Origin of the sequence: Pantoea endophytica (assembly GCF_002858935.1) — a bacterium.
GTDB lineage: Bacteria > Pseudomonadota > Gammaproteobacteria > Enterobacterales > Enterobacteriaceae > Pantoea > Pantoea leporis.
In genome coordinates, this window is the sequence record NZ_PJRT01000033.1 from 675,095 (window position 1) to 691,335 (window position 16,241).

General features: G+C 55.6%; 14 protein-coding genes. 6 read left to right on the forward strand and 8 right to left on the reverse strand.

What is annotated here, in order from left to right; genetic code table 11:
• Window positions 1-4 precede the first annotated feature (4 nt).
• On the forward strand, window positions 5-1,396 hold the full coding sequence (locus PZBJ_RS23830) for an L-cystine transporter (protein WP_008102914.1): 1,392 nt from the start codon (window positions 5-7) through the stop codon (window positions 1,394-1,396).
• Window positions 1,397-1,637: 241 nt separating this feature from the next.
• Entirely contained in the window at window positions 1,638-2,021 is a 384-nt protein-coding gene (locus tag PZBJ_RS23835; RefSeq protein WP_101764583.1) for a DUF6515 family protein, read from the forward strand.
• Between the two features lie 55 nt (window positions 2,022-2,076).
• Here the strand turns inward: PZBJ_RS23835 and osmE are convergent, their stop codons facing one another.
• Entirely contained in the window at window positions 2,077-2,412 is a 336-nt protein-coding gene (gene osmE, locus PZBJ_RS23840) for an osmotically-inducible lipoprotein OsmE (protein ID WP_007892614.1), read from the reverse strand.
• A 192-nt stretch (window positions 2,413-2,604) separates the two neighbouring features.
• On the opposite strand from osmE, the gene PZBJ_RS23845 reads away from it, so the two are divergent.
• The 3 genes from PZBJ_RS23845 (at window position 2,605) to cho (ending at window position 5,711) form a co-directional block, all read left to right on the forward strand.
• On the forward strand, window positions 2,605-3,795 hold the full coding sequence (locus tag PZBJ_RS23845) for a multidrug effflux MFS transporter (RefSeq protein WP_101764584.1): 1,191 nt from the start codon (window positions 2,605-2,607) through the stop codon (window positions 3,793-3,795).
• A 117-nt stretch (window positions 3,796-3,912) separates the two neighbouring features.
• Window positions 3,913-4,740, forward strand: a complete 828-nt coding sequence (gene nadE / locus PZBJ_RS23850; RefSeq protein ID WP_101764585.1) for an NAD(+) synthase — start codon at window positions 3,913-3,915, stop codon at window positions 4,738-4,740.
• A gap of 110 nt (window positions 4,741-4,850) precedes the next feature.
• On the forward strand, window positions 4,851-5,711 hold the full coding sequence (cho, locus tag PZBJ_RS23855) for an excinuclease Cho (RefSeq protein ID WP_101764586.1): 861 nt from the start codon (window positions 4,851-4,853) through the stop codon (window positions 5,709-5,711).
• Between the two features lie 79 nt (window positions 5,712-5,790).
• On the opposite strand, the gene spy is transcribed toward cho, so the two are convergent.
• The 6 genes from spy to PZBJ_RS23885 all read right to left on the reverse strand — a co-directional run bounded on the left by spy (window position 5,791) and on the right by PZBJ_RS23885 (window position 12,753).
• The gene (gene spy / locus PZBJ_RS23860; RefSeq protein ID WP_101764587.1) at window positions 5,791-6,288 is read right to left on the reverse strand and encodes an ATP-independent periplasmic protein-refolding chaperone Spy; all 498 of its coding nucleotides are present in this window, start codon (window positions 6,286-6,288) and stop codon (window positions 5,791-5,793) included.
• A 384-nt stretch (window positions 6,289-6,672) separates the two neighbouring features.
• On the reverse strand, window positions 6,673-7,668 hold the full coding sequence (gene astE, locus PZBJ_RS23865) for a succinylglutamate desuccinylase (protein ID WP_101764588.1): 996 nt from the start codon (window positions 7,666-7,668) through the stop codon (window positions 6,673-6,675).
• A 45-nt stretch (window positions 7,669-7,713) separates the two neighbouring features.
• Window positions 7,714-9,042, reverse strand: a complete 1,329-nt coding sequence (gene astB / locus PZBJ_RS23870) for an N-succinylarginine dihydrolase (RefSeq protein ID WP_101764589.1) — start codon at window positions 9,040-9,042, stop codon at window positions 7,714-7,716.
• The gene (gene astD, locus PZBJ_RS23875) at window positions 9,042-10,508 is read right to left on the reverse strand and encodes a succinylglutamate-semialdehyde dehydrogenase (RefSeq protein WP_101764590.1); all 1,467 of its coding nucleotides are present in this window, start codon (window positions 10,506-10,508) and stop codon (window positions 9,042-9,044) included. Before astD ends, astB begins: the two co-directional genes overlap by 1 nt.
• Window positions 10,505-11,536 carry an arginine N-succinyltransferase gene (gene astA / locus PZBJ_RS23880; protein WP_101764591.1) on the reverse strand — a complete coding sequence of 344 codons (1,032 nt, stop codon included), beginning with the start codon at window positions 11,534-11,536 and terminating at the stop codon, window positions 10,505-10,507. Before astA ends, astD begins: the two co-directional genes overlap by 4 nt.
• Window positions 11,533-12,753: an aspartate aminotransferase family protein gene (locus tag PZBJ_RS23885; RefSeq protein ID WP_101764592.1), complete on the reverse strand. Its 1,221-nt coding sequence runs from the start codon at window positions 12,751-12,753 to the stop codon at window positions 11,533-11,535. Before PZBJ_RS23885 ends, astA begins: the two co-directional genes overlap by 4 nt.
• 878 nt (window positions 12,754-13,631) lie before the next feature.
• Here PZBJ_RS23885 and PZBJ_RS23895 point away from each other — a divergent pair.
• Window positions 13,632-14,705, forward strand: a complete 1,074-nt coding sequence (locus tag PZBJ_RS23895; protein WP_101764594.1) for a porin — start codon at window positions 13,632-13,634, stop codon at window positions 14,703-14,705.
• A 90-nt stretch (window positions 14,706-14,795) separates the two neighbouring features.
• On the opposite strand, the gene PZBJ_RS23900 is transcribed toward PZBJ_RS23895, so the two are convergent.
• Window positions 14,796-16,232 carry a YchO/YchP family invasin gene (locus PZBJ_RS23900; RefSeq protein WP_101764595.1) on the reverse strand — a complete coding sequence of 479 codons (1,437 nt, stop codon included), beginning with the start codon at window positions 16,230-16,232 and terminating at the stop codon, window positions 14,796-14,798.
• Window positions 16,233-16,241: the final 9 nt, after the last annotated feature.

Consider the following 16,241-nt stretch of genomic DNA (forward strand, 5'->3'; position numbering starts at 1 on the left):
GAGCATGGATTTTCCCCTCATTATTAATATCGTGGCGTTTATCGCACTCCTGATTCTGCTGAATCGGATTGGCAACCAAAGCTGGAGCCTGTCCAAACGCGTGCTGACCGGTTTGGTTTTCGGTGTGGCCTTTGGTCTGGCGCTGCAAACCATCTATGGCGAAAACAGCCCAACCGTGAAAGCGTCGATTGGCTGGTTCAATATCGTCGGTAACGGCTACGTGCAATTGTTGCAGATGATCGTGATGCCGCTGGTGTTCGCCTCGATTCTGAGCGCGGTCGCACGTCTGCACAATGCCTCATCGCTGGGTAAAATCAGCGTGCTGACCATTGGCGTACTGCTGTTTACCACCGCGATTTCCGCGCTGGTCGGCGTGCTGGTGACCGGCCTGTTTGGCCTTAGCGCTGAAGGTCTGGTGCAAGGTGCGCAGGAAACCGCGCGTCTGAGCGCGATTCAGAGCAACTACGTGGGCAAAGTGGCTGATCTCAGCACGCCACAGCTGCTGCTCTCCTTCATTCCGAAAAACCCGTTTGCCGATCTGGCGGGCGCCAATCCCACCTCGATCATCAGCGTAGTGATTTTCGCCGCCTTCCTCGGTGTGGCGGCCCTGCAACTGCTGAAAGATGACAAGGTAAAAGGCGAGCGCGTGCTGGTAGCGATCGATACCCTGCAATCCTGGGTCATGAAGCTGGTGCGTTTGATCATGAAGCTGACGCCGTACGGTGTGCTGGCGCTGATGACCAAAGTAGTAGCCGGTTCCAACCTGCAGGACATCATTAAGCTGGGTGGCTTTGTGGTGGCCTCTTATCTCGGTCTGGCGATCATGTTTGCCGTACATGCGCTGCTGCTGTCGGTTAACGGCATCAATCCAATGCGCTTCTTCCGTAAAGTATGGCCGGTGATCACCTTCGCCTTCACCAGCCGTTCCAGCGCCGCCAGTATTCCACTGAATGTGGAGACTCAAACGCGTCGCCTGGGCGTGCCAGAATCGATCGCCAGCTTCTCGGCGTCATTCGGTGCCACCATCGGCCAGAACGGCTGTGCCGGTCTCTATCCCACCATGCTGGCGGTGATGGTTGCGCCAACCGTGGGCATCAACCCGTTTGATCCAATGTGGATTGCAACGCTGGTAGGTATCGTGACGCTGAGTTCTGCCGGTGTGGCTGGCGTCGGCGGCGGTGCCACCTTCGCCGCGCTGATCGTGCTGCCAGCGATGGGCCTGCCGGTCACGCTGGTCGCGCTGCTGATCTCCATCGAACCGCTGATCGATATGGGGCGTACCGCGCTCAACGTTAATGGTTCAATGACCGCCGGTTCACTCACCAGCCGCTGGCTCGGATTGACCGACAAGAAAGTGCTGGAGAGCGACGAACACGCCGAACTGGCACACCGCTAAATTGATGAGTTGCAACAACGGCAGATCGCAAGGTCTGCCGTTTTTTTATGCCTGCGATATGCTCCATAAGGTCGCCGTTTATGACGACCTTACCCGCTTTCCTCCCCAATTCAACCCAATCATGGCGCTAGCGTCAGGAAAGCGTTAAGCATGGTAAACAGAGGAAAAATCAGCCGCTTTTCGCTTGAGTTTTCGCTCAGGAAGGCCAATTCTGCTGTTAATCACAGCAGGAGAATCACCGATGAAAACAGTTATCGCCTCGGTGCTGGCGTTAACCTTATTAACACCAGCCATCAGTTTTGCCCATCCCGGCGGTTGGGGCCCCGGCCCAGGCCCGCATTGGGGTGGAGGTCCACGTTGGGGCGGTCCCGGCCCGCTGCGTTTCCTACCCGAAGCAGCAACCGCCGTGTTGCTGGGCGGTCTGACCTATTACATGCTGAACGGTAACTACTATCAGCGTCAGGGCGACACCTATGTAGTGGTGCAGCCGCCTGAAGCCCCGCCGGGCGGCGGTATGCGCGTGCTGGATTTCAACGGCAAGCGTTATTACGTGCAGGAAGGTCATTACTACCAGCGCGAGATCGGCGGCGAGTATATCGAAGTGCCGCGTCCTTACGGTTTATAAGCGCCACAACGAAAAACGGCCCGTCAATGACGGGCCGTTTCTTATTCTGCTGCGATTACTGAGCCGCTTGCGGATCGGTATCGTAGTCTTTACAGCTCTGGAAACCGTAGTTCATGACGCGACCGGTGTCGTTATAGCTCACGAAGTAGGTCTGCGGTTTGCCGTCGCGCTCGCCAATCACGTAAGTCTGGCAAGTGCCGCGGGCGTGAACCATGGTGATTTCAGTAGACGCTGGGCCGGCAATCTGGCGAACCTGATCGCGCGTCATGCCTTTCTTAACATCCTTCACTACCGGCTTGGTTACGTAGCTTTCGGCTTTGTCATAAGTCGTACAACCAGACAGGGCTGCCAGCGTCATAGCGGCAGCGATACATCCCATCACTTTATTCATGTTGTTGTTCCTCGTTTTTTTGTCCGTGTGAAATTAGCCTGGAACATAAATCCAGATTTATCAACTTTATGGGATAAATTTAGCTAAATTCCGAAGCGTTAGGATTTGGTAAAAATGCTGTGTTGATGCGCTACGGTTCGTATAATCACCCGCGAAAAAATACCTATAGCAATGAATAAAGACAGAGGATTAATGACACCTGCACCTTCTCATCGGCTGGTTTATGCCATCACGCTGGGCCTGCTCGCTGCGCTCGGGCCACTTTGTATCGATCTATATCTGCCGGCGCTACCGGAGCTGGCGCGCGATCTGCACACCGAAACCGCCACGGCGCAGCTGAGCCTCACCGCTGGCTTGCTGGGTTTAGGTGCGGGTCAATTGCTGTTTGGGCCAATGAGCGACAAGTTTGGTCGCCTCCGTCCGCTACTGTTATCGCTGGTGCTGCTGTTTATTGCCTCGATTGGCTGTGCGCTGGCAAAAGACATCCACTCGCTGCTGGTAGCGCGTCTGTTTCAAGGTTTGGCAGGCGCCGGCGGCGCGGTGCTGTCGCGTGCCATTGCCCGAGATATGTATAGCGGCCATGAGCTGACGCGTTTCTTTGCACTGCTGATGCTGGTCAACGGTTTAGCGCCGATTGGTGCGCCGGTGCTGGGCGGCGCGTTGATGACGGTGCTTAACTGGCGCGGCATTTTCGTGGTGCTCGGCTGCATTGCCGTCGTGCTGATCTTCCTTGCCCGCTGGAAATTGCACGAAACTTTACCGCCAGCGCGCCGCAGTCAGGGCTCGATCTTTTCCGCCTGGGCGGCGCTTGGCCAGGTCGTCACGCATCGGCAGTTTATGGGCTTCTGCCTGACGCAAGGTTTTATGATGTCCGGCATGTTTGCCTATATCGGCGCCTCGCCGTTTGTACTGCAACAGCTGTATGGCCTGACGCCGCAAGCCTTTAGCTTCTGCTTCGCTGCCAACGGCTTCGGCCTGATTATTGCATCACAAACCAGTGCGCGCCTCTGTCCGCTGTGGGGAGAATATCGCGTACTGAAAGGTGGCCTGACGCTGGCGTTTGTTGCGTCGAGCGGCTTGCTGCTGGCGGGACTTACCGGCGCAGCGCTGCCAGTTCTGCTGGTCGCGCTGTTCTTCACCATCGCCAGTAATGGCGTGATCGCCACCACCGCTTCTTCGCTGGCGATGCAGAGCCAGGGCCAGCGCGCGGGCAGCGCCTCGGCGGTGATTGGCGTCGGCATGTTCACCTTTGGTGCCATCAGCGTACCCATTACCGGCCTGGGCGGCACCTCGGTCGCGAGCATGACCGGCACCATCTTTGGCTGCTTTATGCTGGCGATTGTGTCGTTCAATCTGCTGGTGCAGAAGGCAAAAAACGTCTGATTTGCCAGCAAATAACCTGAACAACCAGCCGTGCGGCTTGTTGTTTGTGGGGAGAGGCGTTAGCTTTAGCAGATGATTCGCATTGTGCCGTCAGGCTACTGACTTGAGGAGAGGTTCATGTCACTGCAACAGGAAATCATTGAAGCCCTTGGTGTAAAACCGGTTATCGACCCGCAGCAGGAGATCCGCGTCAGCGTTGATTTTCTGAAGTCTTACCTGAAAGCCCATCCCTTTTTGAAAACGCTGGTACTCGGCATCAGCGGCGGCCAGGATTCGACACTGACCGGCATTTTGTCGCAAACCGCGATTCGCGAACTGCGTGAAGAGAGCGGCGATAACGATTACACCTTTATTGCCGTGCGTTTGCCGTATGGCGTGCAGGCCGATGAGCAGGATTGTCAGGATGCGCTGGCATTTATCCAACCCGATCGCACGCTGGTGGTAAACATCAAAGAAGCGATCCTGGCCAGCGAACGTGCCTTGAAAGATGCGGGTATTACGGTGTCGGATTTCGTGCGCGGCAATGAAAAAGCGCGTGAGCGCATGAAAGCGCAGTACAGCATCGCCGGCATGACCAAAGGCGTGGTGGTCGGTACTGACCATGCGGCAGAGGCAATCACTGGTTTCTTCACCAAGTACGGTGACGGCGGCAGCGACATCAACCCGATCTTCCGCCTGCATAAAGGCCAGGGCAAACAGCTGCTGAAAACGCTGGGCTGCCCGGAACACCTCTATCTCAAGCATCCCACCGCCGATTTGGAAGATGATCGTCCCGGCTTGCAGGATGAAGTGGCGCTCGGCGTGACTTATCAGCAAATCGATGCCTACCTGGAAGGCAAAACCATCGATGCCGCCGCGGCAAAAACCATTGAAGGCTGGTATCTGAAAACCGAGCACAAACGTCGTCCGCCGATCACCGTGTTCGACGACTTCTGGAAGAAGTAAGTGCATGGCGTTTCCCGCCGTCCGGGCGGGAAACTTTCTCATCGCCGCTGACTGGCGAGAAAAAGCACAGTTTGATACACTGGATGGACAACCAGTAATTGGAGTGTGCTTTGGTCAGACGTGCAGCCAGCCACCGCCTCGATTTCGATGCGGCAGCCATCTATCAATATCCCGAACATCTACGTCAGTGGCTGGAAGGTTTACCTAACCAGCCGGGCGTCTATACCTTTCACGGTGAAAGCGAAAATCTGCCGCTGTATATCGGCAAAAGCGTCAACCTGCGCAGTCGGGTGATGGCGCATTTCCGGGCGCCGGATGAAGCCAAAATGCTGCGTCAGGCGCGGCGCGTCACCTGGATCCCCACCGCTGGCGACGTCGGCGCTCAGCTGCTGGAAGCGCAGATGATCAAAACGCAACAGCCGCTGTTTAATAAGCGCCTGCGTAAGAACCGCCAGCTCTGTTCGCTGCAGCTGGGCGACGGTGCGCCGCAGGTGGTGTATGCAAAGGATCTCGACTTCTCCCGCTCGCCCAATCTTTATGGCCTGTTTCGCAGTCGCTTTGCCGCGCTGGAGAAGCTAAAAGCCATCGCCGATGAGCAGCGCTTGTGCCACGGCTTGCTTGGGCTGGAGTCGTTGCGTCCGGGACGCGGCTGTTTTCGCGCTGCACTAAAACGCTGCGCCGGTGCCTGCTGTGGTAACGAGTCGGTTGCTGAGCATCAGCAGCGCCTGCATGCGGCATTAGAGCAGATGCGCATTCAATGCTGGCCGTGGCAAGGCCCGGTTGGCATGGTGGAAACGGGGACAAACATTACGCAAATCCATGTGATCGATCACTGGTTCTGGCTGGGATCGGTCAGCAGCGAGGCCGAAGCGCGCCAGCTGCAGCGCGCCTCGCACGGCTTCGATCATGACGGCTATAAAATTCTCTGCCGCCCGCTGCTTTCTGGCGTGTTCCCGCTGATCGAGCTGTAAAAACAAAACCGCCGAGGTTGCCCAAAGCATCAGATGCGATGGACAACCCCGGCGGTCTCTATTCCGTTAGTGAAGGAACTTATTCAGCATCAGCCGGCGGTGGTGGCGTTTTGCCATCGTGCGGGCCTTTCTCGGTTAAGCGCTTCTCAAAGTTCGCGTTGTACTGTTTCTTCTGCTCTGGTGTCAGCACGTTGTAGATCTTGTTCTGGGTTTCCATCATCTGCAGCGCACGATCTTTGGCATTCGCCGTCATCTTCTCAGCCTGCGCTTCGGCTTTCGCACGGTCAAAGGTATCGGAAGCGATGATGGCATGGTCGGCACGACGCTCTTCCAGCGACGGGCGTTTCATCTCTTTATGTCCATCACGCAGAATCGTTTTGATCTGCGCTTTCTGCGCATCGGTCAGGTTCAGACCTTTAAACATCATCTCCATACCGTGGTGGCGCATCGGCGGCTTATGCATCGGTTTTTCGCTGCCTGCTGGCGGCTGAGTCAGGTTGTCTGCCGCTGCATGGACGATATTTGCAGCACCAAAAGCCATTGCGGTAGCCAGGAACACAGAAGTTAATTTACGCATAATATTGTCCTTACTTATCAGTTTAATGACGACAGCTTGTGTCGCGTCTTCGGAAACAAGCATACGACGCTGAACGTCAACTACTCAGAGGCTGAGTAAAACCCTGAAAGCATAAAAGACAGAGATCAGGCAATCATGGAGAGAAAGAGAAGAAATGCGTGAGGAATTGAAAAAGTTTATGACAATCAAGGGAAAAACGCAGGAATTAAGGAGGAGTGTAACGGTATTGTCGGTTTTCAGGAAGGGAAATGTCGGCGCGTTGATGCCCTCACCCTGGCCCTCTCCCACCGGAAGAGGGAAACGCTGCCACATGTAACTCAATACAAATATTCGCTCGTTCGGTTCCCTCTCCCGCCTGCGGGAGAGGGTTAGGGTGAGGGAAAATCACAACGCCAGCGCCTGCGTCTGTTCATTCTCCTCCACCAGCATCAGCCCCGCGCGCAATCCTGGCGCGACATTCGGATTGGGAAACAGCACATACTCGCGCGCCTGCTGCACGTAGTAACGCCGGTCACCCTCCTCCGCCAGCAGCGTGCCCTGCGGGAAAGCGGTAAAGTTCAGCGTCTCCGGCCCCATGTGCAACACAAACTTATCGCCGTGCCGGGTCAGTTGCTGCGCCACGCGATAATGTCGCGGCTGCTCACGCACCTCCGGCAAGGCATCGCCATACAGCAACGCCGCCAGCGCCCGCTGTACGCCAGCAAACTGGCTTAAATCGTTCTCACCAAACGGCAAAGCCTTGCCCAACTCCAGCGTGCAGCTCGCCGCATTATGGTGCTCGCAGCTGTAATGGGTGAAGGTGCCGCCCGGTGAACGATGGAACACCAGCGCCTCCATTTCTGCCGCCGCCAGCCAGTGCATAAACGCCTCGGGCCACGGATTGGGATTCAGCGGCATCACGCCAAAACGCGCATGATACGAGCCGCGAATCGCGGTATGCAGATCGAGGTGCCAGCGCACTTCATGATCGAGACAGGCGCGCCAGAAACTCTCCAGCTCCTGCTCCAGCTGCAGCACGCGCTGCGCTTCGGGTACATCGGCCACCTGCTGCCAGCGTCCACCAAACAGGCGATTGATATCATGTTGCTGATAGCGCTTGCCGCTGCGCAACGCGGCGGGATTACCCAAAATCACCAGCAAGCGCACTGCCAGCGGCTTCTCGCCTTTTAAGAGTGGCGTCAGCAACAAATTGAGAATCTCAACCGGCGCGGTTTCATTGCCGTGAATGCCCGCAGAGAGCACCAGCGCCTGCTGTGTGGGCGTATGCGGCGTGAGGGACATCAGTCCCTCGTTATGCCATTGCCAACTGAGATGATCGTTGCTGCCCTCTCTTTGCTGTGGCGGCTCACCAGACAAGGTCTGCTGTAAAAAATCCTGCATGTTCACTCCTTTTTAACGACGTGGGGCGAACCTCTCACCCCGGCGTTAACGCTGAAACGCGTAGACACTGCCTAAGTCTAGCAGCTTCGTCAGCTCATCCAGCGCGGTGCGCCCTTCACGCAGCAGTTGCGGGTCGGCTAAATCGGCCTGAGTTAAGCGATCACGGTAGTGGCGATCCACCCAATCGTTGAGCGTGGCAAACAGGCGATTGTTCATCAGTACCGCCGGATTCAGCGCCTGACGCTCGGTTTCGGTTAACACCACGCGCAGACGCAAACAGGCCGGACCGCCACCGTTAAACATGCTTTCACGCAGATCGAAAACTTTCAGTTCACGGATCGGCCCGCCGCTCTCCACCAGCTCGGTAAGATAACGCCACACGCCTGTATGCTGGCGTGACTCTTCTGGCAGCACCAGCAGCATACCGCCGTCGGCGCGCTGCAACAGCTGGCTATTAAACAGATAGGTGTTGACCGCATCGGTTACCGATACTTTATCGCGCGGCACTTCAATCGGCTGGAAACTGCTAACGCGGGCGGCGATGTCACTCAGCAACTGCGGCTGGTTCACAAAGGCATCCTGATGGCAGAACAGCACCTGCTGATTGCTCACCGCAATCACATCGTTATGAAACACGCCCTGATCAATCACCGCTGGATTTTGCTGGGCAAACAGCGTGCGTTGCGCATCAAGCTGATGCAAACGTGCCACCGCTTCGCTGGCTTCCCGCGTTTGACGCGCCGGATAACGTGCTGGCGTTGCGCCCTGCTGCTGACCATCACGGCCATAAATAAACAGCTGCACGCCCGCATCACCGTAATCACTGCCGAAACGATTGTGATTGGCCGCGCCCTCATCACCGAACTGCGCCACCTGCGGCAGCGCATCGTGCACGCAGAAGTGCTGCGGATGACGGAAAATCGCGCGCAGCAGATCGGCAGTTTCCGGTGCCTCAATGGCGCGATGGAATTTGTTATTCAGATTGGCGACGGTGAAATGCACGCGACCATCGGCGCTATCCGCCGACGGCGACACCGTGGCGGCATTCGCCACCCACATCGCTGAGGCTGAGCTGGCCGCCGACAGCAGCTGCGGCGCGTGCTTAGCCGCCTGCGCCAGCACCTGCTCATCGCTGCCGCCAAAGCCGAGCTGGCGCAGCAGCGGCAGATTAGGACGTTCGTGCGGCGGGATTACACCCTGCACGTAGCCCATATCCGCCAGCGCTTTCATCTTCAGCAAACCCTGCTTCGCCGCCAGACGCGGATTCGAGGGCTGCAGCTGATTGCGCGTCGAGGCTTCGTTACCAAACGACAATCCCGCGTAATGATGTGTCAGGCCGACCAGCCCATCAAAGTTCGCTTCAAATGCTTGCATTATTTCGCTCCCTGCGCGGAGAAATCGAGGCCCGGCGCTAAGCTGCCCGGCAGCGCCAGGCTTGGGCTCTCCAGCGACGCCATTGGCCATGCACAGTAATCGGCGGCGTACCACGCGCTGGCACGATGATTCCCGGATGCGCCAATGCCACCAAAGGGGGCGGTGCTGGCCGCGCCGGTCAGCGGTTTGTTCCAGTTAACGATACCGGCGCGCGCCTCCAGCAATAGCTGATCAAACTGCGCGCGCTGCGGCGAAATCAGACCGCACGACAAGCCATAGCGGGTATTATTGGCGATAGCAATCGCCTGCTCGAAACTGTCGTAACGAATCACCTGCAGCAACGGACCAAAGACTTCTTCATCCGCTAAATCTTTCACTTCGGTCACATCAATGATGCCCGGCGTGATGATGGCGCTGTCGCGATCCGGCCAGTGCATGCCGAGCAACACTTTCCCGCCCTTTTCCACCTGCTGCTGCCAGGCGGCAAAAATATGTCCGGCGGCGGTGGGTGAAATCACGCTGCCCATAAACGGCTGCGGCTCGGCATTCCACGCGCCAGGCTGCAAGCGCGCGCTAACCTCAACCAAACGCTGCAGGAAGGCATCGCCCGCCGCACCGCGCTTCACCAGCAGACGACGCGCACAGGTGCAGCGCTGTCCGGCGGTAATAAAGGCCGACTGAATAGCGATATGTACCGCACCATCAAGATCCGCAGGATCTTCAACAATCAACGCATTGTTGCCGCCCATTTCCAGCGCCAGCATTTTTTCTGGCTGTCCGGCGAACTGACGATGCAGGTGATAGCCGGTGGCGGCGCTGCCGGTAAACAGCAGGCCATCAATTTGTGCCGCATTGGCCAGCGCCTGGCCGGTTTCACGACCGCCCTGCAGCAGCGCCATTACGCCCGCCGGTAAACCCGCTTGCTGCCACAGCTGCACGGTTTTCTCCGCCGTCAGCGGCGTCAGCTCGCTCGGCTTAAACACTACGCAGTTACCCGCCAGCAAAGCTGGCACAATATGGCCGTTCGGCAGATGGCCAGGAAAATTATACGGACCAAACACCGCCAACACGCCGTGCGGACGATGGCGCAGCGAGCTCTCTCCATCGGCCTGTTCGCCGGTGCGGCTGTGATAGGCCTTAATCGAAATGGCGATTTTGTTGATCATCGCCTGCACTTCGGTCAGCGTTTCCCAGCGCGGCTTGCCGGTTTCCTGGGCGATGGTTTCCGCCAGCGCGGTTTTATGGCTTTCAAGCAGACGGGCAAACCCTTCCACCAGCGCCTGACGCTCCGCAAACGGTTTTCTCGCCCACTGCGGGAACGCCGCGCGCGCCGCTTCGCAGGCCGCAGCCACTTGCGCTGCCGATGCCGCTTTGCCCTGCCACAGCGTTTCGCCGGTTACCGGATTTTGTTTGCTCAGGGCGTCAACGCCGCCGGTCACCCATTGACCTTGAATAAAATGCGTCATGCTTTTTTCTCCTCGCGACACAGCGTGACCACACGCAGTTGATCGCCAATGTTGCAATGCAGCGCCGCGCGCTGGCTTTCAGTCAGTTTTACCGTGCCGGATGCCATATCCACCGGCAGCAGCGCCACGCGGAAATGCTGGTAATCCGCGTTGGCTACCAGACACAGCGGCCAGCTTTCATCGGCTGCACCGCTCTCAGCGGTTAACTGGCGACTCTTGCGAATGGCACGAATGCGATCGATTTCGCACTCCAGCGTCGGGCCGCCGTCGAAGATGTCGACATAGTTGAGATAGCGGAAACCTTCCGCCTCCAGCACCGCACGCGCGGGCGCGGTTTTCGGATGGACTTCGCCAATCACTTTTTGTGCCGCTTCAGACAGGTAATGAATGTAGAGCGGATGTTTGGGCATCAGCTCGGCGATAAAGGCTTTCTGGCCGGTGCCGCTGAGGAAATCGGCTTTGCTGAACTCCATCGAGAAGAAGCGGCTGCCGACGCTGTCCCAGAAAGGCGAGTGGCCGCTGTCATCGCTGACGCCACGCATCTCCGCCACCACGTGTTTCATAAAGCGGTCGCGGAAGTTGGCCATAAACAGAAAGCGCGACTTCGAAAGCAGATGGCCGTTTTTGCCATCGCGGTAATCGGGATCGAGGAACAATGTGCAGAGTTCGCTGCTGCCGGTGTGATCGTTGCTCAGCGACAGCGTCGGCAGGCTGGCATACACGTTCAGCTCTTTCGAAGCGTGCACCTGTGTGCCAACGCGGAAGTTGTACCAGGGATCCTGCAAACCCACCGCCGCTTCGATGGCACAAATGCCAACGGCACGATTATCCTCGCTGTCGGCCAGCACAAACACATAGCCTTGCTCAGCAGGCGGCAAGGCACCTTGCCAGGTGAGCAGCGAACGCTCAATACGGGCTTTGAGCGTTTCGCTATCCGCGGGCAGCGAAGTTAAGCCGCCCCCGGTTTTGCCCGCCAGCGACAACAACTGCGAGAGATCGTCACGTTCGACGGGGCGAATCACCATCATGATGTGGCTCCTTTGAGCACGCGTTCACAGGCACGTTCGAAGCGCGCCAAACCTTCTTTTACTTCGCGCTCGCTGATGTTCAACGCTGGCGCGAAACGTACCACGTTGGCGCCCGCAATCAACACCATCACGCCCTCTTCGGCCGCGGTGAGGTTGAACTGTTTGGCTTTACCGGCGAAATCGTCGTTTAGCACGGCGCCAATCAGCAGCCCCAATCCACGCACTTCTTTAAATACCGGCAGACGCCTGTTCAGTTCCTGCAACGCCGTAACAAACCATTGATGACGCTCGGCCACGCCGGCCATAAATTCCGGCTGATTAATTAGCTCCATCACTTTGCCCGCTACTGCGCCCGCCAGCGGGTTGCCGCCGTAGGTGGTGCCGTGCGTGCCCACGCCCATCACCTGCGCCAGATCTTCACGCGTCAGCATTGCGCCAATCGGGAAGCCGCCACCCAGCGCTTTGGCGGTGGTCAATACATCCGGCGTCACGCCGTAATGCATATAGGCATACAGCGAACCGGTGCGACCCACGCCGCTCTGCACTTCATCAAAAATCAGCAGCGCATGATGTTTATCGCAGAGTTCACGCAGTCCGCGCAGGAAAGCGGGATCGGCTGGCAGGACGCCGCCTTCACCCTGAATCGGCTCGACGATCACCGCGCAGGTTTGGTCATTGATCAGCGCGGCCGCCGAGGCCAGATCGTTGAAATTAGCGTGTTCGACCGCCGGTGGCAGCGGCGCAAAATCACGGGAATAGGCCGGTTGTCCGCCTGCTGTCACGGTAAACAGCGTGCGACCGTGAAAAGCATTATTAAAAGCAACGATGCCATTTTTCTCAGCACCGAAACGGTCGTGTGCGGTTTTACGTGCCAGTTTCAGCGCCGCTTCATTCGCTTCAGCGCCGGAGTTACAGAAGAACACGCGATCGGCAAAAGTGGCATCAATCAACTGTTTGGCGAGACGCAGGATAGGTTCATTGGTATAGCCATTTCCGGTATGCCACAGTTTGCCGGCCTGTTCGATCAGCGCCTGCTGCAACGCCGGATGCGCATGTCCCAATGCGTTAACCGCAATGCCACCGGCAAAATCGATATACTCTTTGCCTTGCTGATCCCACAGCGTTGAACCTTCCGCGCGGACCGGAACAAAAGCCGCGGGTGCATAAACTGGCATCATCCATTGATCGAAATTCTGACGTGAAACCTGCAGTGACATAGCCCTTTCTCCTGCTCCACACCCGGTGAAGCCTTTTGTTTTGAAATTGTTAAAAATGTTAAGTGGCAGCTCTACTGTATATTGCAGATAGCGTGCCAGCCAGCCGCAAAATTGCATAACCGTCTTACCACTACGGAATATCAATAACTTAACAGGTACTGATATTCACTTTAATTGCATAAAAAGTGAATATCAGTCTGATGCAGGCTGAATAGCAGTAATTTATTTAGCGGATTTATGCATCGGCAAAATGAAATATTGCTTTTGTGATCGGGCAGGAAATATTTCGCCAAATTAATGCGATAAACGCACTTTTTTGGGGCGCAATGTGCCTGATTGGTGCAGGAAAGTGATAGCGCGGTGCAAATTTAGCATGGCGCGAATTAATCGGGTTTTAACATTTCCCTCACTGAATTGAATATTATTTCGCCAGTTCATTGTTAAGCGAAAAGCTAAATAACATTTTGTGACCAAGGTTATTATCAGAACAGAAATAAAAGGACACAAAGCCATGAAGGCGATAATTACTCTGCTAATGATTAGCTGGATTCAGATATTTGCTATTGAACAATAATGCATAGGCTTGTGCTATTTCACGAACAAGCTACTGATTTTATTTACGCATCTTTAAATTTAAAGTTATTCAATAAAATCATACAGATAAATATTAAAATCATCATTACACATGTTGTCTTATGGATAAGTTTAACCAATACAAAATTCCACATAATGGAATTTAAGATTAAAAATCACACAAAAAGTTAACTAGAAATATTTAGTTACATATATTGCACTGTCGATCTTGAACCTTTTGTGTCATTTTCTTTTCACCCCGCAGATGGGGACAAAATTAAAAAATATCACAGGGTAAAAATTAAATGATGAAGCGCTCCTTACTGGCAGCAGTGATGCCTTTACTGCTGGGACTTTCTTCGGCTCAGGCCGCCGAAATCTATAACAAAGATGGCAACAAGCTGGACCTGACTGGCAAAATTAACGTCTCGCATCTGTTCTCCGATAACGAAGGGTCAAATGGTGATACCTCGTCTTATACCCGTATTGGTTTTAAAGGCGAAACCAAGATCAACGATCAACTAACCGGCTACGGTCAATGGCAGTACCAGTACAGCCTGAGCAACTCTGAAGGCAGCGATGCCAACAGCGGTAACAGAACCCGCCTGGGCTTTGCTGGCCTGAAGTTTGGTCAGTTCGGCTCGATCGATTACGGTCGTAACTACGGTTTAATTTATGACGTGCTGGGCTACACCGATATGCTGCCCTTCTTTGGTGGCGATCAAGGTTACTCTGATGGGTTCCTGTCCAGCCGCTCAGGTGGCGTGTTGACCTGGCGCAACAAAGATTTCTTCGGTCTGGTGAAAGGCTGGAACGTTGCTGCTCAGTATGAAGGGAAAAACGATCGTAACGATGCAAACATTGCCGTACGCCGTTCGAATGGTGATGGCTTCGCCCTCTCCACTTCTTATGATTTCGATTTCGGTCTGAGCCTGGTTGGCGCTTACGCGAGCCTGGATCGTACCAATACGCAGAACCAGGCCTTACGTGGCGAAGGCGAGAAAGCACAGCACTGGACTGCGGGCCTGAAATACGATGCGAACCAGATTTACCTGGCAACCATGTACGGCGAAACGCTCAACGCAACCCCAATCACTGGTGGCTTCGCTAACAAAGCCGTTAACTTTGAAGCCGTTGCGCAGTATCAGTTCATTAACGGACTGCGTCCTTCAATCGGCTATGTTTCATCGAAAGGCAAAGAGATTGAAAATATTGGTGATGTCGATCTCACCAAATACGTCGCTGTAGGTGGAACCTACTACTTCAACAAAAACATGTCAGTGTATGCTGAATACAAGATCAACCTGTTGAAAGATGATAATGCGTTGGGCATCGCTTCTGATGATGTCACCGCTGTGGGTCTGATTTACCAGTTCTAAGTGGCAATACCCTCATGGCTGTTCGGCTAGTGTCGGCTGAATATGCGCAAAGGGCAGCGAAAGCTGCCCTTTTTTATTGGTGCGAGGCGATTACGGCGCCATCAAATCAAAGCGCTCATCATCGCCCTGTTCCAGTGAGAACGGCGGTTGCAATTGCAGGACGATTTCGTTCGAGGTGACCCGGTTCTGTTTGCTGTCTTCTAACACCACCGACAGTCGATAGCTGTTACGCGCACCCGGCGAGCTATCCCACGCGGGCAGGATCACGCTCCAGCCCTGTGGATCGTTGGGATTGGCACCCGGCGTCAGGCTCAGCGCCTGGGTATCGCCCTGCCACATCACTTTAGCGATCGGATTGGTGCTGCGGATTTGCAATTTCAGCGGCAAACTTTCTCCGCCATTCAGCTGCCACGGCGGCGTAGCGAGAAACACCGACAGCGTTTTACGCTGGCGATATTCCAGCACCGGCGTATAGCTGCGCGTCACGTTATCGTAGCGACTGCCGCGCAGTGAGTGCGCAGCCGCTACGTTATCCGGACTCAGCTGCTGGCTGAGCGCCACGCCAAAGCGATAGTTGAGACGCAAGCCGAGCTGATCCTGGCTCTCACCGCTGTCGCTGGTTTTGTGGCTGGCGGATAAGGTCACCAGCGGCACCGGCGTGTAGGTGACGCCAAAGGTCAACGCCGATGGGTTGTGGTAGCGATTGCCGGAGCTAAACAGATCGACGTTATCACCCAGATATTGCTGCCAGCTCACCGACGCACCGAGTTGACGATAGTGCGGCAAATAGCCTTGGGTGGTGAAATCATAGCCGCGCGCCATGCGCTGCTGCTGGAAGGGATTGCGATCCTGCCAGCCTGAGAGCGGCGTATAGTAGTTGGCGGAGAAGCGCAGATAATCGCCCCACGCTTCGGTACCCAGCGAAGCGCGCTGTAGGCCACTGCTGAACATGCGATCGACGAAACCGTTATAGCCCAGCAGCCATTTTCCTGCCACCCAACGTTGCCCGAGGCCAGCATTGCCGACCAGCCCATCATCAGTTTGATGAAAGCCGACCTGACTGAAGGTCAGGTAGCGATAGTTATCCGCCCAGGGTGTCAGCAGCGAAGCACCGCTGCCGGCAAAATTGCCCTCCATATCCACATTGAAATCGATTTGAGCATTGCCATACGGTGACAACAGCGACTGGCCTTCATCAACCAGTCGATTGCCCACTTCATCGCGGAAATGGTTAAAGGCCCACAGCCCCGCCTGCTGGCCAAGGGCATTGTCGTCCGTACTGTTCTGGCTGGCTTCACCAATGCTTTTGGCAATGGTCGCCAGTTTTTTGTTGAACGCTTCCGTTTCATCCTGGTAACCCAATGCAGGCAACTGATCGGCCATTTTCTGGAAACGTGTGGGATCGCTAAACGGCGCATCGGCGAGTTTAGTGTCAGAGATCAACGCCAGCGCAGGCGCGGATGCGGCAAGTAGTGAAAAACCAGAGAGATGACGCACGCTTTTAGGTGATAACAAAGTAAATAACATAGCTAAAAA